18 protein-coding genes, 1 tRNA gene and 2 pseudogenes are annotated in these 21370 nt (G+C 69.5%); 9 read left to right on the top strand and 12 right to left on the bottom strand.

What is annotated here, in order from left to right:
- Positions 1-356: 356 nt before the first annotated feature.
- Complete coding sequence (locus tag CF8_RS19600; RefSeq protein ID WP_010834829.1) at positions 357-1385, bottom strand: alpha-hydroxy acid oxidase; 1029 nt, start codon at positions 1383-1385, stop codon at positions 357-359.
- Positions 1386-1390: 5 nt separating this feature from the next.
- Entirely contained in the window at positions 1391-2656 is a 1266-nt protein-coding gene (gene tyrS / locus CF8_RS19595; RefSeq protein WP_010834828.1) for a tyrosine--tRNA ligase, read from the bottom strand.
- Between the two features lie 120 nt (positions 2657-2776).
- On the opposite strand from tyrS, the pseudogene CF8_RS23380 reads away from it, so the two are divergent.
- A pseudogene (locus CF8_RS23380) lies at positions 2777-3535 on the top strand (serine/threonine-protein kinase); the annotation flags it as partial.
- 453 nt (positions 3536-3988) lie between these two features.
- Here CF8_RS23380 and CF8_RS23375 read toward each other — a convergent pair.
- Positions 3989-5347 (bottom strand): NAD(P)/FAD-dependent oxidoreductase, encoded by a 1359-nt coding sequence (locus tag CF8_RS23375; RefSeq protein ID WP_036491567.1) that lies wholly within the window; start codon positions 5345-5347, stop codon positions 3989-3991.
- Complete coding sequence (locus CF8_RS19580) at positions 5340-5561, bottom strand: ferredoxin (protein WP_036491563.1); 222 nt, start codon at positions 5559-5561, stop codon at positions 5340-5342. Before CF8_RS19580 ends, CF8_RS23375 begins: the two co-directional genes overlap by 8 nt.
- A 157-nt stretch (positions 5562-5718) precedes the next feature.
- Between CF8_RS19580 and CF8_RS19575 the strand changes: the two genes are divergently transcribed.
- A complete protein-coding gene (locus CF8_RS19575) occupies positions 5719-6471 on the top strand; it encodes an IclR family transcriptional regulator (RefSeq protein WP_010834825.1) in 753 nt (250 codons plus the stop codon).
- A gap of 16 nt (positions 6472-6487) precedes the next feature.
- Here the strand turns inward: CF8_RS19575 and CF8_RS19570 are convergent, their stop codons facing one another.
- The 3 genes from CF8_RS19570 to CF8_RS19560 all read right to left on the bottom strand — a co-directional run bounded on the left by CF8_RS19570 (position 6488) and on the right by CF8_RS19560 (position 8271).
- A complete protein-coding gene (locus tag CF8_RS19570) occupies positions 6488-6817 on the bottom strand; it encodes a hypothetical protein (RefSeq protein ID WP_010834824.1) in 330 nt (109 codons plus the stop codon).
- Positions 6814-8070, bottom strand: a complete 1257-nt coding sequence (locus CF8_RS19565) for a PepSY-associated TM helix domain-containing protein (protein WP_010834823.1) — start codon at positions 8068-8070, stop codon at positions 6814-6816. Before CF8_RS19565 ends, CF8_RS19570 begins: the two co-directional genes overlap by 4 nt.
- Before the next feature lie 127 nt (positions 8071-8197).
- A tRNA-Ile gene (locus CF8_RS19560) sits at positions 8198-8271 on the bottom strand.
- 71 nt (positions 8272-8342) lie between these two features.
- Between CF8_RS19560 and CF8_RS21270 the strand changes: the two genes are divergently transcribed.
- The 5 genes from CF8_RS21270 (at position 8343) to CF8_RS19535 (ending at position 11988) form a co-directional block, all read left to right on the top strand.
- On the top strand, positions 8343-9074 hold the full coding sequence (locus CF8_RS21270) for a thermonuclease family protein (RefSeq protein ID WP_010834822.1): 732 nt from the start codon (positions 8343-8345) through the stop codon (positions 9072-9074).
- 24 nt (positions 9075-9098) lie between these two features.
- Positions 9099-9845: a PIG-L deacetylase family protein gene (locus CF8_RS19550; RefSeq protein WP_010834821.1), complete on the top strand. Its 747-nt coding sequence runs from the start codon at positions 9099-9101 to the stop codon at positions 9843-9845.
- A gap of 212 nt (positions 9846-10057) precedes the next feature.
- Positions 10058-11332 carry a tyrosine-type recombinase/integrase gene (locus tag CF8_RS19545; protein WP_084622960.1) on the top strand — a complete coding sequence of 425 codons (1275 nt, stop codon included), beginning with the start codon at positions 10058-10060 and terminating at the stop codon, positions 11330-11332.
- Between the two features lie 61 nt (positions 11333-11393).
- Positions 11394-11702 carry a type II toxin-antitoxin system RelE/ParE family toxin gene (locus tag CF8_RS19540; RefSeq protein ID WP_107705784.1) on the top strand — a complete coding sequence of 103 codons (309 nt, stop codon included), beginning with the start codon at positions 11394-11396 and terminating at the stop codon, positions 11700-11702.
- Positions 11695-11988, top strand: coding sequence for an addiction module antidote protein (locus tag CF8_RS19535; RefSeq protein ID WP_010834818.1), 294 nt, complete (start codon positions 11695-11697; stop codon positions 11986-11988). Before CF8_RS19540 ends, CF8_RS19535 begins: the two co-directional genes overlap by 8 nt.
- Positions 11989-12015: 27 nt before the next feature.
- Here CF8_RS19535 and CF8_RS19530 read toward each other — a convergent pair whose 3' ends face one another.
- Positions 12016-12231, bottom strand: coding sequence for a helix-turn-helix domain-containing protein (locus CF8_RS19530; RefSeq protein ID WP_051204282.1), 216 nt, complete (start codon positions 12229-12231; stop codon positions 12016-12018).
- A gap of 298 nt (positions 12232-12529) precedes the next feature.
- Between CF8_RS19530 and mobF the strand changes: the two genes are divergently transcribed.
- Entirely contained in the window at positions 12530-15892 is a 3363-nt protein-coding gene (mobF, locus tag CF8_RS19525) for a MobF family relaxase (protein WP_442937088.1), read from the top strand.
- On the opposite strand, the gene CF8_RS19520 is transcribed toward mobF, so the two are convergent.
- The 4 genes and pseudogenes from CF8_RS19520 to CF8_RS19500 form a co-directional block, all read right to left on the bottom strand.
- Positions 15872-16762 (bottom strand): hypothetical protein, encoded by an 891-nt coding sequence (locus tag CF8_RS19520; RefSeq protein WP_010834816.1) that lies wholly within the window; start codon positions 16760-16762, stop codon positions 15872-15874. The genes mobF and CF8_RS19520 overlap by 21 nt on opposite strands.
- 649 nt (positions 16763-17411) lie before the next feature.
- Entirely contained in the window at positions 17412-17987 is a 576-nt protein-coding gene (locus CF8_RS23370; protein WP_269634799.1) for a sulfite exporter TauE/SafE family protein, read from the bottom strand.
- A pseudogene (locus CF8_RS23735) lies at positions 17962-18243 on the bottom strand (TSUP family transporter); the annotation flags it as partial. The gene CF8_RS23370 and the pseudogene CF8_RS23735, both read right to left, overlap by 26 nt.
- 428 nt (positions 18244-18671) lie before the next feature.
- Positions 18672-19862, bottom strand: coding sequence for an MFS transporter (locus CF8_RS19500; RefSeq protein ID WP_198016894.1), 1191 nt, complete (start codon positions 19860-19862; stop codon positions 18672-18674).
- An 861-nt stretch (positions 19863-20723) separates the two neighbouring features.
- On the opposite strand from CF8_RS19500, the gene CF8_RS19495 reads away from it, so the two are divergent.
- Positions 20724-21368 carry a hypothetical protein gene (locus CF8_RS19495; protein ID WP_010834813.1) on the top strand — a complete coding sequence of 215 codons (645 nt, stop codon included), beginning with the start codon at positions 20724-20726 and terminating at the stop codon, positions 21366-21368.
- Positions 21369-21370: the final 2 nt, after the last annotated feature.

Genomic DNA, 21370 nt, shown 5'->3' with positions numbered 1-21370 from the left:
ATGACACACTGTTGAGTTCTCAAACATCAGGCGCACACCGCGCTAATTCACTTTCGTGACTTCGCTGCGGCAGCTGATGGTCGTACTGTATGAGGCGTGTTTCCTCAGGAGCAAGTCCTGGGCCTTTCGCACCTCGCCCCTCTCAGCGTCTCGAACCTGCAAGGCTCGAAGTGGTGAGAGAGAGTGGCCGACTCGGGAGCCGGAAGCCCGGCCTTCTGGCCTTGCTTCCCGCCGCACCCGGCGACAAAGAGAACATTAGGCAGATGCCGGCGATCTTGCAAATCCAAATGGTGTGACGGCGGCCACAGAGGGTTGCGAAACGCTGTTTGTGCAGGTCAGCGGCCTGCGAGCGACTTTCAGGGCGTGGCCAGCCCGTGCGTGTCGCCCGGTGTCACGGCGCCGGCCAGGCGCATCGCCTCGCTCAGCTCGGTGCGGAGCTCGGCGTGCCAGCGGCGTACGCCCCCGTCTCCCTCTGCCAGCGCGAGCAGGGGCTGGCGCCCGAGGAGGACCGCGTCGGCACCCAGGGCCAGGGCGGCCAGCACGTCGAGGCCCGAGCGGACTCCCCCGTCGACGTAGACCTGGACCGACTCCCCCACTGCCTCTCGCACCCGTGGGAGTGCCGTCGCCGTGGAGACGACCCGGTCGAGCTGGCGCCCCCCGTGGTTGGAGACCCAGACGGCGGCGGCGCCGGCGTCGACGCACATCCGCGCGTCCGCTCCCCTGAGGACTCCCTTGACCACGACGGGCAGGCCGGTCAGCTCTCCGAGGTGGGCGAGGTCGGCGGGGCCGAGGTCGGTCGCCTTCTCCGCACCCGGCTGGTCGGCGTAGTCCGCATCGAAGTTGACGCGCAGGTGCTCGCTCGGCACCAGCTCGAAGATCGAGCGGCCACTCTCGGTGATCTTGGTGCCGACCACTGGTGTGTCGACGGTCAGCACCACTGCCCTGGCGCCGGCCTCGACGGCTCGCTCCAGCAGGGGTTCCGCGAGACGACGGTCGCTGGGGAGGTAGGCCTGCAGCCACCAGTCGACCCCGGTGGCACCGATCTCCTCGAACCTGGTGCCGGCATTGCTCGAGACCACCAGCAGGGAGCCGGCCTCCGCACACGCGCGCGCCATCGCCACCTCGCCGTCGGGATGGACCGAGCGCTGCAGCGTCGTCGGCGCCACTCCCCACGGCACCTGGTAGGTGGTGTCGAGCAGCCGCGTCGTCAGGTCGATGTGCGTGACGTCGCGCAGCACGCGCGGGACGAGCCGGACACCGGCCCAGGCGTGCGGCGCCTCCGCGGTGGACACCGAGGCGCCCGCGCCCTGCAGGACGTACTCGAGGATGTGCGCCGGCACGTGGTGCCGCGCTCGCTCCTCGAGTCCGTCCAACCAGCGCGTCATCGGCGTCAGCTGACCTCGACGCCCGCGAACTTCTTCTTGCCTCGGCGCAGCACGAGCCACGACCCGCCGAGCAGGTCGCCCTCGGTGGGCACGAGGTCGGGGTCCTCGATACGGGTGTTGTTGAGGTAGGCGCCGCCCTCCGAGACGGTCCGGCGGGCCTCGCCCTTGCTCTTGGCGAGCCCGGCCTCGACGAACAGGTCGACCACGGACGGCAGCTCGTCACGCTTGAGCGACGCGCTGCCGGCCTCGCCGAGGGCTGCGGCGAGCGTGGAGGCGCTCAACGCGTGCAGGTCGCCGCCCCCGAACAGCGCGCTGGCCGCGGCCTTGGCCTGCTCGGTCTCGTCGGCCCCGTGCACCAGCGTCGTGACCTCGTCGGCCAGCCGCTTCTGGGCGGCCCGCAGGAACGGCTTCTCCGCTGTCTGGGCCTCGAGGTCCTCGATCTCGTCGCGCGTCAGGAAGGTGAAGATCTTGAGCATCTCCACGACCTTCTCGTCCTCGACGTTGAGCCAGAACTGGTGGAAGGCGTAGGGCGACATCATCTCCGGGTCGAGCCACAGGGCCCCGCCCTCGGTCTTGCCGTACTTGGTGCCGTCGGCCTTGGTGACGAGCGGCGTCGCGAACGCGTGTGCCTGGCCGCTGGTCGCGCGCCGGATCAGCTCGGCGCCGCCGGTGATGTTGCCCCACTGGTCGGAGCCGCCGAACTGCAGCGTCACGCCGTGCTCGCGGTGCAGCGAGAGGAAGTCCATCGACTGCAGCAGGACGTAGGAGAACTCGGTGTAGCTGATGCCCGACTCGAGGCGGCGCTTGACGGTGTCGCGCGCGAGCATGCGGTTGACCGGGAAGTGCTTGCCGATGTCGCGCAGGAAGTCGATGACCGACATGGACGCGGTCCAGTCGTAGTTGTTGACCACCGTGGCCGCGTTGGCGCCGTCGAACACGACGAAGCCGGACACCTGGCGGCGTACGCGCTCGGTCCAGTCCTTGACGATGTCGAGGCTGTTGAGGGAGCGCTCCCCGGAGTCCTTCGGATCGCCGATCATCCCGGTGGCGCCGCCGACGAGGATGTACGGCGTGTGGCCGGCGTCCTGCAGGCGGCGGGCGGTGATCAGCTGGACGAGGTTGCCCATGTGCAGGCTCGGCGCGGTCGGGTCGAAGCCGACATAGAAGCGAACACTCCCGGCACCCAGGGCTTCGCGGAGCTCGGCCGGGTCGGTCGAGTGGGCGACGAGGCCGCGCCACACGAGTTCGTCGAGAACGTTCGGGGTTGACACGCTGGTCCTTCCGGTGGGGATCTGCCGAGTGCGCTGGCGGCCCAAGCCTGCCAGATGGCCACCGCGCCTAGCATGTGAGATCTCCCGACGCGGGGATCCACCCGACCGAAAGGCACGACGTTGATCGCAGGCAGGTACACGCTCGGACGCGAGCTGGGTCGCGGCGGGATGGGCGCCGTCTACCTCGCGCGCGACGAGGTGCTCGGCCGGGAGGTCGCTCTCAAGCGCATCGGCATGCTGCCCGGCGAGAGCAGTCCCGACCTCGCCCGCGCCGAACGCGAGGCCCGACTGGCGGCCATGCTCAACCACCCGCACGTGGTCTCGGTCTTCGACGTGGTCGCGGACCAGGACCACCAGTGGCTGGTGATGGAGTACGTCGAGGGCGAGTCGCTCGCCGAGAGGATCCGCACGGGTGGCGGGCTCGACCACGCCGAAGCGGCCCAGGTCATGTGGCAGGTGGCCGACGGCCTCGCCTCCGCGCACCAGGCGGGCATCACGCACCGCGACGTCAAGCCCTCCAACATCCTCCTCACCACCGACGGGCAGGCGAAGCTGACCGACTTCGGCATCGCCCGGTCGCAGGCAGACGTCAGCCTCACCCAGACCGGTCTGGTCACCGGCTCACCGGCCTACCTCGCACCGGAGGTCGCCTCGGGCAGCGGCGCCGGCGCGGCCAGCGACGTCTGGTCGCTGGGAGCGACGCTCTTCCACGTGCTGACCGGCAGGCCGCCGTACGACGTGAGCGCCAACATGATCGGCGGGCTCTACAAGATCGTGCACGAGGAGCCGCCGCGGCTGGCCGACGCAGGTGCGTTCGAGGAGCTGCTGCGCGTGACGATGGCCAAGGACCCGGCGCAGCGCTGGCCGATGGAACGCGTCCGGGACCGGCTGGCCCAGATCCGCAGGGACCCTGCTGCCGTCGGCGTGACATCGACCCAGGTGCTGGCCGGCGAGCAGGCGCCGGCGACCGAGGTGCTGGCGCCCATCGCCCCGGCGGGGCCAGCGGGGCCGGCGGAACCCACGGACGACAAGCGCGGCGCGCCCTGGCTGTGGCTGGCGGGGCTCGGTGCGGCCCTGGTCGCGGTCGTCCTGGCGCTGACGCTGACCGGGGACGACTCGCCGGAGCCGACCGCCAGCGAGCCGACGAGCGACTCGCCATCCAGCCGCCCGACGAGCGACTCGCCCACCACCACGAGCCCGACCGTCGACACTCGCGCGGAGGTCACGGACTTCATCACGACCTATCTCGCCACCGTGACCACCGACCGACGGGCTGCCTTCGCGATGCTGACGTCCGGCTTCCAGGCCGACTCGGGCGGGTTCGGGAGGTACTCAGGCTTCTGGCGGACCATCGAGTCGGCCACCCCGAGCGACATCGAGGTGGACCCGGAGGCGCTGACCGTCTCCTACGACGTGGCCTACCGCACGACCGACGGTGACGACACCAACGATTCGGTGAACCTCCGGCTCCAGCGCTCGGGGGACGGCTACCTCATCGCGGGCGAGAGCTGACGCGGGGGACGCCGACGCCACCCGCTCGGGTTGTTGCGAGAGCAGCCGACGATAGTGCGGCAGCCGTCCGGGCGCATCGATGAGCAGCACGCCGCTGAGGCCTTCCGCGTCGTGGTAGCCGACGACGGCTGACTCGTGGAGCGAACCTTCGAGGACGCGCAGGTCGGCGGTCGGCGAGAGACGACCGAGCCCGTGCAGCCTGACGCCGACCTGGTCGCTCCACCAGGTCGGCACGTGTCGGAACGCGTGGAGCGGGGTGGTCCCTCGGAGCCGGCGTGCGAGAGCACGACCGGCGTGCCGGCCGGTCTCGCTCGCGCGCGCCCAGTGCTCGGCCCGTCCGTCGGGGAGGCGCGCGACGTCACCGCACGCCACCGCCTCCGGGTGACCCTGGACGAACAGGTCGGCCTCGCAGGGAACGCCGTCGGCCACGTCGAGACGGTGGCCCACGAGCCAGCCGAGGTCGGGCACGCTTCCGACCGCCTCGATCACCAGGTCCGCCGCCAGGTGCCGACCGGAGCTGAGCAGCAGCCCGTCGACCCGACCGATCCCCGTGTAGGCGCACACGCTCTCGTCCGGGTGCACCCGGGTGCCCTCGGCGCGATGGCGCCGCATCAGCTCGGTGCCGACGGTCTCGCCGGCGACAGCCCGCAGCGGCACGGGTTCGGGTCCGAGCACCAGGTCGACGTGGGCTCCAAGCCGGCACAGCGTCGAGGACAGCTCGCAGCCGAGGACACCGCCGCCCACCACGGTCACCCGCGACGCAGCACCGAGCGCTCGCCGTACAGCCAGCACGTCGTCCATCGTCCGGACCGTGAACCGGCCAGCCGTCGGGCCGGGGACGAGCAGGCGCCGGGGGCGGATGCCGCTCGCGATCACCAGACCGGTGTAGGCGAAGGCGTCCCCGTCCTCCAGCCGCAGCGTCCGGTCGGTCAGGTGGGCGGCAGCGACGCGGCTCGCGGTGCGCCAGACGACGCGCGGGTCCTCCGCCACCCGATAGCCCAGCCGCGCGACATCGCCGTCGTCGAGGAGGTCCTTGGAGAGCGCCGGACGGTTGTACGGCGGGTGCGGCTCGTCGCCGAAGACCAGGACCCGCCCCGGGTGGTCCTCCCGCAGCAGTCCTTCGACGGCACGCAGGCCCGCGAGGCCGGCGCCGACGACCACGACGGGGTCGTCAGGCATCGTCGTCGAGCAGGTCGATGGCCTGCGCCGGGCAGGCGAAGACCGCCTCCTCGATCTCGTCGCGGAGTGACGCGGGGAGGGGCTCGGAGACGAACTGCTGCAGGCCGGGCTTGCGCACGGCCAACCGTCCTCGACCGTCGAGGTCGAACGCCGAGGAGGTGAAGGCGCAGTGTCCGTGGTCCTGGCACTGGCGCAGATCGATGGCGAACCTCATCGGGCGTCCTTCCGGTTGGTGAAGTGGGTGTTCGTCCATGGCACCCCACACCGCCCTGGTCCGCCACGCCCACGCGCAGGTCAGGGTCTGGGATGGCAGACACTTCCCCGTCGGGCGGCCACTGGCGCACGGGGAGCCGCCCGTAGGTTCAGGTCACATGAGAGAGGTCCCGGCCGCGGCCCACACCCTGGCCATCCTGCGCTACCTGGCTTCCCAGCCGAGCCCGGTCTCGGCGGCGACGCTCGCCACGAGGACGGGGCTGCCCAGGTCCACGACCTATCAGCTGCTCGCCACCATGGAGGCTCAGGGCTTCGTCGTCCACTATCTCGAGGAACGCCGCTTCGGCCTGGGAGTCGCTGCCTACGAGCTGGGCGCGGGCTACACCCGACAGCTTCCCCTGCAGCGCGTGGCCCGACTGCCGGTGGCGGCGCTGCGCGACCTCGTCGGGCACACGGTGCACCTCTCGGTGATCCACGGCCGCGACGTGGTCTACGTCCTGGAGGAACAGGGTCCGGAGAAGCGCCCGCTGGTGACGGGCGTGGGCGTGCGGCTGCCGGCGGTGCGCACTGCCAGCGGGCGATCGATGTTGGCACGGATGTCCGCTGCCCAGGTCAGGGCACTGCTCACGGCCCATCCCGGCCTGGACCGTGGCGAGGGACGGGCTCGTCTGGCGGAGCTGCGCGAGCTGCTGCGCAAGGTGCGTCAGGACGGCTATGCCGTCGAGGACGGAGAGGTGACGCCCGACCTGTCGTCGGTCGCGGTGGCGGTCACCGATCATCAGCAGCACCCGATCGCCAGTGTGGCGATCACGTTCCCGACCGAGCAGTCGGCCGAGGTGCCCGTGCTCGTGGAGCAGGCCCGCCGGACTGCGGACGAGCTCAGCCGTCGGATCGGTCGACGTCAGGACTGAGCGCGGGTCCCAGTCCTCACAGCACAGACTCGATGCGCAGCACGAGGACCACGAGCGCCGCGCTCGCGACGGCCGCGGTCAGGGGACGGCCCCGCGGGTCGTCGCCGGCACCGAGCATCAGCGCTGGCAGGAGCAGGGCCCCGGCCGCGAGGTAGCCGACCTGCACCGCGGTCGGTGATCCGTCGAGGGCGAGCAGCCGGGTCCCGACCAGCGCCAGCATGGCCAGCTCGAGGGCGAGCAGCCCCCAGCCCAGCGAACCGCCGCTCGTGCCACGGATCGCGACCAGCAACGACCATCCCGCGACCAGCACAGCGAAGGTCGCTGCTCCGGCCGCGACCCCGGTCATGCCGTCGCCCGCGCCCGGCGGGCACGACGCTTGCGCGCGCGGATTCCCCAGCTGATCAGACCGGTGGTGAACAGCACTGCCGGTGCGAGACCGAAGACCGCCCACAGGACGCGCGCCCACGTCGGGACGTACCAGCCGAAGTGGCTGGGGTAGACGGCCTCCTCGTAGAACCGGTTCTGCACCGGGACGCCGTCACCGCTGTAGACGACCTTGGTGTGGGAGGGGTCGTACTTGTCGACGTAGACCCAGTCGTTGCCGTGCAGGATCGCGTTGTCGTACGGATCGACGCCACCGGCTCCGCTGATCTCGAACAGGTAGGCGGCCGCCGGGTCCTCGGGATCGGGAAGGGTGTGGTTGCTGATGTCGCCCGGGACGACCGTGAGCGCGGCGGCGCGTGCCTCGTCCAGGCCGATCGTCTCCGCGCCCGGCACGCTCGCGAAGTCCCAGCTGACCCGCCGCAGCTGGTCGGGCTCGCCGCCGGTGATCGTCATCAACCCCTGCTGGAGCTGGGGGAACTGAGCTGCGGCGCCGGTGAAGGCCCACATGAGCATGAACGGGACCGAGATGATGCCGACCACCTTGTGCACCTCGCGGTGACGCACGTAGCGCGCCGAGGAGCGCCGGATGCGGAACCCGCTGCCGATGCGCCGCAGCCCCGGCCACCACAGGTAGACGCCCGAGATGACGAGCAGCACCGCCAGGATGCCGACAACGCCGACGATCGCGACGCCGCGGGTCGTGCCCTCGAGGCTGTCGACCCCGAGCGTCGGGATCGGTTCGCCGAGCCAGGGGACGTAGCCGGGGAACCTCGGGCTGGAGAGCCCGAACGCGTGCAGGTTCTCCATCAGGCCCGGGAACCCGCCGTAGTAGGAGCCTTCGCCCGTGATCTCGCCGCTGCCGGCATCCACCCCGTAGACCTGGTTGAGCCGCGAGTCCGTGACGAGGTAGACGCCCTCGTCGTCGATGACGTTGCCCGCGACGAACTCCGGGTGTGCCTCGTTGACGACCTCGAGCGCCTGCTGCGGCGTGAGCGGACTGTCACTGGAGGTGGCCTGGTAGATCTCCGGGTTGGAGACGCGGAAGATCTCGGAGCCGAACAGCAGCGGCACGCCCGAGGTCATGATCACGATCAGGAACCCGGCGACGACGATCGAGGTCCACCTGTGCGCGGCCGCCACGGCTGGCCGGACTCCGGGTCGTCGCCGGGGGCTGGCGGTCCCGGACTCAAGGCCTTGGACGAGGGTCTGGGCCATGGTGTCTCCTGTTGGTCTGCGGGGGTGTGGTGAAGCACAGCAGCGCGACCGGGCAGGAGATAGGCCTCACGACCACCTCGAGTCTGCAATCACAGACAGGCCGGGCGGAGCGACGCTTGGCCTCAGGTGGGGCGGGTGGGGCTCGAACCCACGACCCAAGGATTATGAGTCCTCTGCTCTGACCGACTGAGCTACCGCCCCCGAACGGGCCGCAGCCTACGCAATCACTCCATTCGCCGGACACCGCGGCCGGCGAGGGCGAGCATGGGCCGATGAGACGCCTGCTGTCACCACTCGTCCTGCTCGCCCTGCTGGTCACCGGCCTGGCGACGGTCTCGCCGGCCGCAGCGGCGGCCGACATGGACTGCGCCGACTTCCCCACGCAGGCGGCTGCGCAGACCTTCTTCCTCAACGCCGGCGCCGGGGACCCGCACCGGCTCGACGCCGACGGGGACCGGGTGGTCTGCGAGTCCAACCCCTGCCCGTGCATCGGCAGCGGGCAGCCCGTGCCGCTGGTCACCCAGACGTCGCCGCCGGCGCCGACGCAGGACAGCGACACCGACCCGAACGGCTCGGGCAGCTCCGGTCCGGTCCGCAGGCACACGGGCAACGTCGTCAAGGTGACCGACGGCGACACCTTGAAGATCCGCATCAACGGTGTCGGCGTGCGGTCCGTGCGCATCCTCGGCATCGACACCCCTGAGGTGTACGGCGGACGCGAGTGCGGCGGCGGCGCCGCCTCGTCCCACATGGAGCAGCTGGCGCCGGTCGGCTCCCGCGTGCGACTGGAGTCCGACCCCAGCCAGGCCGACCGCGACCGCTACGGCCGCTGGCTGCGCTACGTCTCCCGTCGGGGGCTCGACGTCGGGCGCGAGCAGATCCGTCGCGGACTGGCGCGCACGTACGTCTATCGCAACGACCCGTTCCGGCGGACCCGCGCCTACCAGCGCACCGAGAAGATCGCGCACAACCTGCTGCGCGGATCCTGGGCCCTGTGCTGGTGACTTGAACCCTGCGATGCTCGGAGCATGACCCAGACTCCACCTCCGCTGGAAGCACTGCCCGAGGACTGGGAGCGCGCGCTGTGCATCGTCGCGCACCCCGACGACCTGGAGTTCGGCGCGGCCGCGGCCGTCGCCCGCTGGACCGGGCATGGCAAGGACGTCGCCTACTGCATGGTGACCAGCGGTGAGGCGGGCATCGACGGCCTGCACCCCGACGAGTGCGCCCCGCTGCGCGAGGCCGAGCAGATCGCCTCCGCGCGAGTCGTCGGCGTGCACAAGGTCGACTTCCTGCGGGAGCCGGACGGCATCGTGGAGTACGGCGTCGCTCTGAGGCGCGTCCTCGCGGAGGTGATCCGCCGACACCGGCCCGAGATCGTCATCACCGGCAACTTCCGCGACTCGTGGGGCGGGACGTCGCTCAACCAGGCCGACCACATCGCCGTCGGCAGAGCAGTGCTGGACGCGGCACGCGACGCCGGCAACCGCTGGATCTTCCCCGAACAGCTGTCCTCCACGCTGGAGCCCTGGGGCGGGGTCCGCGCCGTCTGGGCCTCCGGCTCCCCCGAGGCGAAGCACGGCGTCGACACGACCGACACGTTCGACCTCGGGGTCGCATCTCTTGAGGCGCACGGGGCCTACATCGACGGGCTCGGCTGGGAGAACTGGGACCCGCGAGAGTTCCTCGAGGGGTTCGCCCGGCAGAGCGGCCAGCGGCTCGGGGTCCCCTTCGCCGCGTCGTTCGAGGTCTACTCCCTGGGCTTCGGTGAGTGAGTTCCCCGGACAGAGCGAAGGGCCCGACGTCATGGACGTCGGGCCCTTCGTTTGCTCCCCCGATTGGACTCGAACCAACAAGGACGACTGTTGGACACCCGTGGACACAACGAGTCATAACAAGGCTCTGACCTGCGGAAACATGTCCAACCGATGCAGGTCCAACAGTCCACATTTGGACGAATTATGACGTACGCTCCGATGCATAGCCGATGCAGAATCCGTCCACATCGGTAGCGACGAAGGGCGAGAACGGCATGGCACGCACGGCAGATCGGCGCCGGTTCGGTCAGATCACCAAGATGCGGTCGGGTCGCTGGCAGGCCCGCTACGCAGTGCCGCTGGCTCACGAGTCCGGCCGCGGTGGACACATCGTGACGGCGCCCCACACGTTTGAGCCAGGCGCCTACGGCAAGGAGGCGGCTGGAGACTGGCTGCGCGACGAGGAGAAGCGTCTGCAGGTCGAGGGCGCCGAATGGAAGACCATTGCCGAGAAGGCCGAGGCCGAGCGGGCGGTACTTGAGGCCGCGCGCGTGGCGACGTTCGAGGAGTACGCGAAGATCTGGCTACAGGCGCGCAAGGTCAAGGGCGGCAAACCGCTGCAGGAGTCGACCCGGCGCGGCTATCTGATCTGGTTGCGAAAGTATCTGTTGCCGACGTTCGGTGAGATGCCGCTGAACACGATCACCGCGACCCACGTGCTGGCTTGGTACGACTCACTCCCCCACGACAAGCCCAAGACGGTCCGCGAGGCCTATTCACTCGCCAAAGGGATCATGAAATCAGCGACCGCAGCGGACGGCATCCTGCCGGGTGCCGTCAACCCGTTCACCATCGACGGGGCCGGCACCATCGGCAGCAAATCCGACAAGCGAACCGAAGTGATCGAGGACGAGGACCTGGCGATCATCATGGCGACGATCCGCCCCGAGTGGAGAGCAATGGTCGCCCTGGCGCTGGGCTGCGGTCTGCGGTTCGGTGAACTCGTTGCGCTGCGCCGATCTGACATCGATCTCAAGGCAAAGGTGCCGGTGCTGCACATCCGTCGCGCCATCGGCACCGGGCCGGGTGGCAAACGATACGAGAAGGAACCGAAGTCAAAGGCTGGCATCAGGGACCAACGTGTCCCCGCCTCCGTGGTCACCGTCTTGAGTGAACACCTCAACAGCTACGTCACAGGCCGCGACGGGCTCGCGTTCCCGGGGCCATCTGGCAACTGGCTGCAGCCGACTCGGTTTCGGGATCTGTCGGGCGGGTGGACCGACGTGCGCGAGGCGGTCGGGCGCAACATCAACTTCCACGACCTTCGCGCAACTGGCGCAACCCGACTGGCGCAACGTGGTGCCCACGTCGCTGAGGTCCAGACGTTTCTGGGCGACTCCTCCTCAGATGCCGCTGAACGCTACGTGCGCGCCACCCAAACCCGCATGGACGACCTGACCGCACTCGCGTTCGACGGTCTCGACTTCGGCGGGGTGACGCGGTGAACAGAGCTGTCGGTGCCTTCCGGCAGAACGCCATTGGCAATCTCGGGAGTGTGAACTACAGTTGACAACGATAGGGATCGTTCGAAGCGAGACTTTCGACAGATGGATGAGAAGCCTCAAGGACAGGCGTGGGGCCGCGCGAATCCAAGTCCGGCTCGATCGCCTCGCCAACGGCAACCCAGGGGACGCCAAGCCGGTTGGCCACGGAATCTCCGAGCTGCGGATCGATGTCGGTCCCGGCTACCGGGTGTACTACCAACACCACGATGACGTGCTCATCGTCCTCCTCTGCGGTGGCGACAAGTCAACACAGACGAAGGACATCGAGAAGGCCCACGAGATAGCGAAGGAGTGGAAGGACCATGGCTGAGAAGTTCTCACCCTACGACTCGGCGGATTACCTCAACTCGCTTGAGGACATCGCCTACTACCTCGAGGCCGCACTTGAGGAGGCCGGCGACGATCCTGCCTTCATCACCCACGCGATCGGCGTCATCGCCCGCTCCCAGAATTTCAGCGAGCTCGCCCGCAAGGTGGGGATGAGCCGCGAGGGCCTCTACAAGGCGTTGTCCAATGAGGGCAACCCCAGCTTTGCCACGATCTACAGGGTGAGCCGCGCCCTCGGGCTGAAGCTCGAGTTCCACGCCGTCGCTTGATGAGTCCGGCTGGTAGGGCACACCCGATCACGCGCTTCTGTTGTGCCACGTGTTTACCGGGTGCGCGTCGACCAGCCGGTCGAGTGACTCGACCTTGATCCGGATGGTTCGCCGACCGAGGCGTACGGCATCGAGCTCGCCGGCGGCGATGTAGCGGCGCACGGTCTTGGTCGAGACAGCGAGCGCGTCGGCGGCCTCGGTCAGCGAGATCAGGCGGCGGTGGGTCGTGGCGGTCGTGGTCATGACGACTCCTGTGTCGGGGCGACCCGATTGGCCGCCTTCATCCCACAAGGCCCGGATCTGTCATCCAGTGGCCACCCCATTTTCGCCCCGTCTCCCGTCGCCCCTCCTGACGCTTGCGCCCTGCCCCTCCTCGCCCGTTCACCAGCTCACCTCCCAGCCCCCACTCCTCCCAGCAAGCGCCTCCTCCGCCTCCCCTCGACATCTCTCAGTCCCATCCCTTCCCGGACACACCTCTTTCACTCCATTCGGGGTGGCCACTCAGGGCCCGGTCCCGGCCTTGAGGGGTATGACGATGTCGTTGAAGAAGCTCGCCGCTGGCTCGGGCTATGAGTACCTGACCCGGCAAGTTGCAGCGGCGGACTCGACCGAGCTCCGAGGAATGCCACTGTCGGACTACTACGAGGCGAAGGGCGAGGCCCCTGGTCGCTGGGTTGGCTCTGGCCCGGCCGAGGTCGGCGGCATCGATTACGGCGACATCGTGACGGCAGAGCAGATGCAGCACTTGTTCGGCGAGGGCTGCCATCCGGTCACCGGCACCGCTTTGGGAAGAAGGTTCGGCAAGGGGTCGGTGGCCGGGTTCGACCTCACCTTCAGTCCCGCGAAGTCGGTCTCAACCCTCTGGGCTGTCGCGTCGCCCGACGTCGCGAGGCAGATCAAGATGGCGCACAACGCGGCCGTCCTCGACGCCCTCGACTTCTTGGAGACGCACGCGATCTTCACCCGCGAGGGCGCCGGCGGTGCACGCCAGGTCGAGACACGTGGGCTGATCGCGGCCGCGTTCCTGCATCGCGACTCGCGTGCCGGCGATCCTGACCTCCACACCCACGTCGCGGTCGCGAACAAGGTTCAGACCAGGCAGGGCAAGTGGCTGTCGATCTACGGCACGATCCTTCATGAGCACGTCGTCGCCGCGTCCGAGGCGTACAACACCGCACTCGAAGCCCACCTCCACAGTCAGCTGGGGTTGCGATTCGTGGACGTCGCTCGTCCGGGTGGGAAGCGGCCGGTGCGGGAGATCTCCGGAGTGGATCCGGAGTTGATGAGGCGGTGGTCGAGCCGTCGTGCCGACATCGAGGACAGGGTCGCCGTGCTCACGCGCGAGTTCACCGAGGTCCACGGCCGTTCGCCAACCGACAAGGAATCAATCGGACTGGCGCAGCGGGCGAACCTCGAAACCCGCGAGGCGAAGCACGATCCGCGGTCGGAGGCGGAGCAACGCCAGGGCTGGCACCACCAAGCCGCGGACCTCCTCGGCGAAGGAGGCATCCGAATCATGCTCGACTCTGCCCTGACCCCGGACCAGCGGTCACGACCAGAGTTCACCTCCCTCTGGCTCGCGCAGGCCGCCGATCAGGTCATCGGCCAACTCGAGTCGCACCGTGCGACCTGGCAGTCCTGGCACATGTACGCCGAAGCGCAACGCCAGGTGCGCGACCTCGACGTTCCTCCCGATCGGGTTGCTGAGGCGGTGGAGCATCTCGTCGACGCCGTCACTGCCCGGCTCATCAACCTGACACCGGATCTCGACCCGATCACCGAGCCCACCGCGTTGCGGCGCTCGGACGGGATGAGCGTCTACCGACACACCGGCGCCGACCACTTCACCAGCCACGCGATGCTCGCCGCCGAACAGCGCATTGTGGAGGCCGCGGGCACCGTCGGCCCGCGGGCTCCGGACCCAGTGGACGTCGAACTGGCGCTCATGGCCGCCAACCTGGAGCAACCCTCGCTGAACGAGGGGCAACGCGCACTCGTCTTGGCGCTCGTCGCCGACTCTCGACAGGTCGCCCTCGCGCTGGCTCCGGCAGGTGCCGGGAAGACGACCGCGATGAGCGTCCTCGCCGGCACAGCCCACGACCTCGGCTACGAGGTGGTGGGTCTCGCGCCGTCCGCAGCCGCCGCAGCCGTGCTCACCGAGGCGACCGGTATCCCCGCCGACACGCTCGCGAAGCTCGACCACACCTTCGGCGCCGGTCTTGATCCCGGATTCGGGCCGCACACGATCGTCGTGATCGACGAGGCGGGGATGGCCGACACCCTGACGCTGGACCGGATCATCTCGGCCTGCACCGGGATGGGCGCACGTGTGCGGCTGATCGGGGACGACCAACAACTCGCTGCTGTCGGCGCCGGTGGGGTCCTCAGGGACATCGCCAGCACCCACGGCGCCGTCCGGCTCAGTGAGGTGGTGCGCTTCGACGACGCCATCGAAGCCTCCGCGTCCCTCGCGCTCCGGGACGGGGACAAGTCGGCGATTGGGTTCTACCTCGACCACGACCGAATCCATTCGGGCGACGAACTCACCAGTCTCACCGAGGTCCTGGTTGCCTGGCAGGACGAGACGGAGGCTGGACGCGAGTGCCTGATGCTCGCCCCCACTCGCGACCTCGTTGGCCGCCTGAACAAGGCGGCGCGCAACACCCGCCTCAACGGAGCCGAACCGAAGGACCAGGTGGCGCTGGCGGACGGCAACAACGCGTCGGCGGGAGACGTCATCCTCACCCGCCGAAATGACCGCCGCCTCGGGATCACCGGCACTGACTGGGTCAAGAACGGCGACCGCTGGACGGTCACCGCGGTCGACATGAGCGGCGCGATCCGTGTGCGCCACCTGCGGTCCGGGCTGCAGGCGACCCTTCCGCCGGCCTACGTCGGCGAGCACGTCGAGCTCGGTTACGCCACCACGGTCCATGCCGCCCAGGGCAGCACGGCCGACGTCATGCACGGCATCGTCACGGGTCACGAAGACCGACAGCTGCTCTACACGATGCTCACCCGTGGCCGCGCCGCCAACCACCTCCACCTCATCACCGAACAGCCCGACGCCGAGGAGGACTTCCTGCCCGGCATCGAAGAACAGCTCACCGCCGTCGATACCTTCGATCGCATCGTTGGCCGCGATGGCGCCGCGGTCTCAGCGACCACGGAGTTCGCGCGCGCCACCAGCCCCGCGACCCGCCTCCACGAAGCGGTCGGCAGATATGTCGACTCCGTCACCACCGCCACTCACCAGCTCCTGCGCGGCGAAGCCGATGATGCGCTCGAAACCGCTGGACCAGGACCGCTCCCGTGGTTGCCCGGTATCCCCGGCGAGCTCCACGAGCACCGAGAGTGGGCCGTCTACCTGAAAGCGCGCGGGGACCGGGTCGCCGATCTCGTCGAGGCCATGCGACACGATGTCGAACTTCCGCCGGCATTGCGCCGCTTCGATGACGTCCTGACGGCCGAACTTCGCAGCGAGATCCTGACCTGGCGGGCGGCCAACGGCATCCCCGATGCCGACCGCAGCCTGCTGGGCTCCGTCCCGGAAGCCAATGATCTGGCCGCCGCCCGCTACGCCCGTCACCTGCAACGCCAGGTCGACTCCCATTACCCGGCGTCCGTACGCCGCTGGGAGTCCGAGATCGCCATGGCGATCGGCGATCCGCAGCACCGCGACGGCCACATCCTCGACTTGGCCCGCGAACTCGACCGGCTGCAGGTCAGCGGCCTCAATCCGGCGCAGATCCTCCGCCGGGCGGCCCATCTGCGGCGCCCGCTTCCTGAGGACCGCAAGGTTGAAGCGCTCGCCTACCGGATCGAGCGCATGGCGGCCAACGACGCCGCGCACCGGCCTGAGCGCCATCAATCGGGTCGACGGTCACCCGGCATCGGACTCTAGGAGCGCCTGCCATTCCCGCGCCGAACGACTCCGCTGCCTGGTCCCCAGCACAACGTTGAAAGCGACACGCAGTTGCTTCGGTGTCATCTCCGAATGGTCCAAGCGGAACCGCTCAAGTTCGGCCTCGACGAGCGAGAGCTCCATCTCATCCCAGACCGTCAACTCGCGACGACGATGCTGCGCCTTCCACTCCGCGTACTGCTTTGAGTCGTCTCGAGCGTCGACGTATTCAATGAGCCGATCCAGTGCCCTCGCCGCCCGCTTCCTCAGCGACCTCGGGGCAAGATTGGCCTCATCCGCGACCGCCTCCACGACGGCCGGCGCGGTCAAACCCAGCCGCCCGCGGTGCGCCGGCACATTCTGTCGATCTGCTTCGGCGGCGAGCGCCCACAGCAGCCAATAGTCGAGGCCGTTGATCGCCCCTTCCGCCAAGCCGGTCTGGAAGAGCTCGGTGAGGACCGGGCCGGGGTCGGCCTCAGGCTCGACGCATGGGACCTCGTTGAGCAGGTCCGGATCGCCGGTGGCGCATGTCATGGCCCGGTCGCGACGTCTCGCGAAGTTACCGACTCCAAGGTCCGCCAGAACCTCGCGCCTGGTCTGCCCGACGATGGCGCCCGCGATGTTCGGCGTTGCAAGTCGGTACGCCGCAGACGCCTCGACCCACAGCTGGCTCGCCACCAGGCCGTCGATGTCGTCCGAGAGGTCGGTCGCCTGCCTGGCTACCTTCTCGGCTCCGGGGAGCAGCGCCCACACGAGCGCAGTGATCGCCTCCGGCTCGAACTCAGTCATGGATGCCAGAACGCCGAGGACGGCATTCGCATCGTTCGGCGCCGCCAGTGCCCACTCGGGCATATCGACCAAGTCCTCCACGACGGCAATCTCCGGCCTCTCCCGAGCCCACCGGCGCCAGGCCTCTCGTGCCTCGCACATGAGTGCACCGTCGCAGTCCAGGAGGCCAAGGCAACCAGCAACGGACATGGTGTGCTCCCGAGGGACATCCCTGCCCCGACGATCAGCAGGGACCTTCTAGCGTGAACGGGACAATCGTGCTCGTCAAGGCCCGGTTCGGCGGCCGAGGGACAGCACAAGACGTTCAGGGACAATCCGAGACGTTCAGCATTAGCCAGCACAGTCCGAACTGAGAACTCCTGGATCGCGATCGCGACATGGAGCCGTGGCTCCCCGAGTTCCGTGAGACTGATGGAAAGCGTGGCGGAGGCGCCAGTCCGTTAAGCGCGCCGTTCCCGGGAAGGTCTTCGGACGGGTCTTGCGGGACACGAGCGGTCGGTAGTGACGCGTGACCTTGCGACGTTGCCGGAGCAGGTTCCGCTCACGGTCAGCGCCGGGCGGGGCCCGGGTTCTTGAATAATGGCAGGCTCCCGTACGCCGTGGCGTCACCAACGCGAGGACGAGCGTAGGCGCGCTACTCGCAGTAGGTGCGCTCTTGTACCAGAGGACGGGTACCGCGGGAGTGCGGTCGCCGATCTGCCGTCGACGGACCGGAGCGACCTCCGCCGCTTCACACGGCCGCGCGAACCACCAGGAACACACCGGCCGCGATGCACGCCAGTGCCACGATCCGCCTCAGCCCCTCGGCAGGGATGCGCGTGGCCACCACCGCGCCGGCCGCGACCCCGAGCGCGGCGAGGCAGCCGAGCGCCGTGCCCAGGCGTACGTCGACCAGGCCCGTCTGCAGGTAACCGACCGAGCCGGCCACGACGACGGGCAGCTGCACCGCCTGGCTCACCGCGACCGCCCGCAACGGCGCTACCCCCAGTGTCAGCAACACCGGCACGAGCAGTACCGGCCCTCCGGTCCCGGTGAGCGCGGATCCGAACCCGACGAATGCGCCGACCGCGACCAGCGCCGCCGTGCCCAGCTCGTCCCGCGCCTCTCGGACGGCCCGCGGCCGCAGCTGCTGCACGCCGACGAACAGCGTGAGAGCCGCCAGCGCGAGCAATACAACGGACCCGGGCAACGTCGCGTTGACGAGTGCACCGAGGAACGCTGCGGGTACGACCCCGATGGCCAACCGGGCCAGCATGTCCCATGGCACGCCCCCCCCGCCACGCATAGGCGACCGTGCCGACCACACCGGTGAACACGAAGGCCCACGTGCTCGTCGCCGTCGCCTCGTTGGCGGTCAGGTCGCCGAGGGCGACGAGTCCCGGCGGCAGCAGCACGCCGCCGACGCCAACCATGCCGATGAGGACGCCGACGACGACCGCGAGCACGGACAGGACGACTCCCACGGGGGCGGCCTCCTCCGGTCGGCGCCGGTCCTCGCACGCTAGCAACAGCCGGTCCGGCCGAGGAGAGGGCGTCACCCGCTCGGGGACCAGAAGCCTCATCTCCACGTCTGCGTCGTGAGCACCGCCTGACCCGCGGCCTCGGGGTGGACGGAGTCCACGCGACGGCGAGCGAACCCCCAGGGCCGGGACGAATCACTGGGTCACAGGGGGTTATGTGCGGTGTTGACCGCAGCCAATGGGCGCCGCGTTGCGGGCAATCCACGCACTGTTGTCGGGTCGCATTTCACCGCCGCCCAGTACGGCGCCCTCATCACCGCGCTCCGGACCACTGCCGGCTCCTGCACCGGCTTGGACCGCACCCAGCCGGCTTGATGATGCGGATCGAAGACCCGCCGTGGTGCCGCGTCCCAGCAGCGACCACCACACTCCGGGTGTGATCACAGTCGGGGTTCGTGAGCAGAACCACCGCACGTCGGCAGGGCAGAGGACATCGACGAGTGCACAGACCGAATCGTCGTACCCAGCGCTCAGGCAGGCGCCCTCGAATCAGGGCTGAGCAACCTCGACCGGCGCCGGCGCTCCGCGGCGAGCATCGCACCCGCCCCGACCGCCGGCCCTGCGGCGAGCACGACGAGCGCCACGTGCCACGAGGCGCGCTCCACCAGCACCGGCACCAGCCACAGCGTCAGGGTCGTGGTGAGGAAGCCCAACGCCAGTTGCACCGACAACGCTCCCCCGACGCTGCCCGCCGGTGCGTGCTCGGTGACCATCGCGGAGAACTGCGCGGAGTCGGCGATGACCCAAAATCCCCACCACGCGCACAACGCGACGACTACTCCGAGCGGCACCATGTCGTACGTCGCAGCGAGGACCAGCGCGGCGCCACCCGAGCACACCAGGCTCAGCAGGGCCGCGCGCGGACGCCCCCACCGGTCGCCGACCAGGCCACCGACCAGGCAGCCGGCGGCACCGATCCCGATGCAGCCGAAAGCCAGGTACGCCGCGAGGGTGGCGGGGGCCGGGCGCCCGGCCACCGTGGGCAGGGTCAGCAGGAATGTCCCGACGCCGGCCCACATGGCGTAGAGCTCCCACATGTGCCCGACGTAGCCCAGGTCGGCCAGCAGCACGTCGCGGTGGCGCAGCGATCGGAATCCGGCGCCGAGGCTGACCGGTCCGCGGGGGAACGGGCATGGCCCCTCGCCGTGCACCGCCAGGAGCAGGAGACCCCCGGCGGCGCCGAGCACGCTGGTGGCGGCGATGACGCCCCGCCAGCCGGGCCCCGCTCCGGTATCGGCGAGCGCGGCCACCAGGTGGGGCAAGGCCGAGCCGAGGGTGAGTGCGGCGATCATCAGGCCCAGGGCGGTGCCTCGCCCGCGCCGCGACCAGGTGGCGACCTCCTTGAGTGCCACGGGGTAGTAGGCGGCGAGGAAGAGACCGGTGAGTAGCCGCAGGGGAAGAGCGGCGCCCAGGCCGTTGGCGAGCAGCAACAGGGCGTTGCTGCCGGCCGCACCGAGCGCACCCAGGCGCATCAGGGTCCGGGCGGGAACGGCGTCGGCCAGGCCGAGCGCCGCCGACCCGAGTGCCCCGACGACGAACCCGACCTGCACAGCGATGGTGAGCAGGGCGGCGCCCCCGCTACCCAGCGACCACTCCGCCTCGAGTCCGGCGACCACGACCGTCGCGGAGAACCACACGCTCATCGCCAGCAGCGTGCTCACGGCGAGCAGGGCGAGGGCGAGCCCGGGCCGGGTCGCGCGGCGCCCACCGGGCCCCGCCCCAGCCGCCACGGGGATCAAGGCCGGCACCGAGGGTGCGGGCCGGGTCCCTGCCCGGGGCCGGGGCAGTCGCCGGTGGTCAAGACCTACCCCTGTCAGCGCCAGACACTCGCCGACCTTATTCGGGTGGGCGAGCGCTGTCCATTGCCGGTTAGACGCACCTTCGCCGGTAAGTTCCTTGGAGGGGTGTGGATCCTTCGCGCGATCATGCGGTGGCCGCTTCCCACCGGTGACCGACCCGGCCCACCAAGATCAGGGAACCGACGTGCGCCACTCGACGGGACCCAATCGCGACCCAGCGCCGGGGTCCCGGCAAAACGGGACCCCGAGACCATGCGCCGGGACGGGGTCGACCACGACAGTCGAGGCATGAAACGAAACCGAACCCTCGTCATCTCGGCACTCCTCGCCAGCCTGGGCCCCCTCGTGGGCAACGGGTTATGGCGGCGTTAGGACGTGGTCGCAGAGTTCGCGGCGACTTGGTTCGCGAGGATGCTGTGCTCAGGTAGAAGCTGGGAGGCAAGTCGTGGGGGCGCGGTCATGGGCAGGTCCGACCAGGATGGCGACAGATGGCTGTTGTGCGGAACGCGCAGTACAGCGACCGCCCGACGAATCTAGTGGGCACAGTTGGGCCTTCGCGGCATGCCTCAGCGCGCGACCGCGTACCGGTAGCCGAACGCTTAACGACGTCCGCGCGCCGACCGCATCGACGAGCGACGCTGTCCCGCGTGACGATCCGCTTGCGGGCGCGCGCAGCGATCGTCGAGGAACGACACGTCCCGTCCTCGAAGGAGCCGAAGGATCATGACGTCAAGCGCAAACAACAGCACCCCGTCGTCCCTGGCCGCCGCACATCTGTCCACCCAGGAGCAGCCGATCCACGAGGTCATCCGGCGAGCACACCAGCGCCTGGCAAGACGGTTCGAGGACCTCCACGTCGTGGCGTGGCCACGACAGGCACGCGACCTCCAGTGTCGCGCTGACGCGATGCTCACCGACCTCACGCGACACGTCAACGCGGTTCGAGCCGTCGTTGTCGACGAGCTTCGGGCCGTTGACAACGGTGACACCGCGATCGCACTCCGCGACGCCTGTCATCGGGTCGAGCGAACCGCGGTCTGGGTCAAGGCTCGGCTCTACGGCAGCTCGGCGATGGCTCACTGCTCCTTCGCTGATCTGGTGACCGGGCTGGAGCTGGAGGTCAAGGCGATCGTCGACCTCGAGAACGTCGCGCTGGCCGATCTCGACCAATGCCACGACCACACCGAGCTGCTCCACATCGCGTTGCGGCTGCACCGGATAGAGGAGACCGCACCTACCCGCCCGCACCCGCATCTCCCCCATCGGGGGCGCCTGGGCTCCGTCAGCCGCGCGATCGTCTCGCGCACCGACGCCCTCTGGGACACCTTCGAGGGACGTTGCGCTCCAGCAGCCGAGAAATTCAGCTGAGT

Origin of the sequence: Nocardioides sp. CF8, assembly GCF_000389985.1 — a bacterium.
Taxonomy (GTDB): domain Bacteria; phylum Actinomycetota; class Actinomycetes; order Propionibacteriales; family Nocardioidaceae; genus Nocardioides; species Nocardioides allogilvus.
Note: the sequence above shows the minus strand (reverse complement) of the source record. Positions and strands in the feature narration are given on the sequence as shown.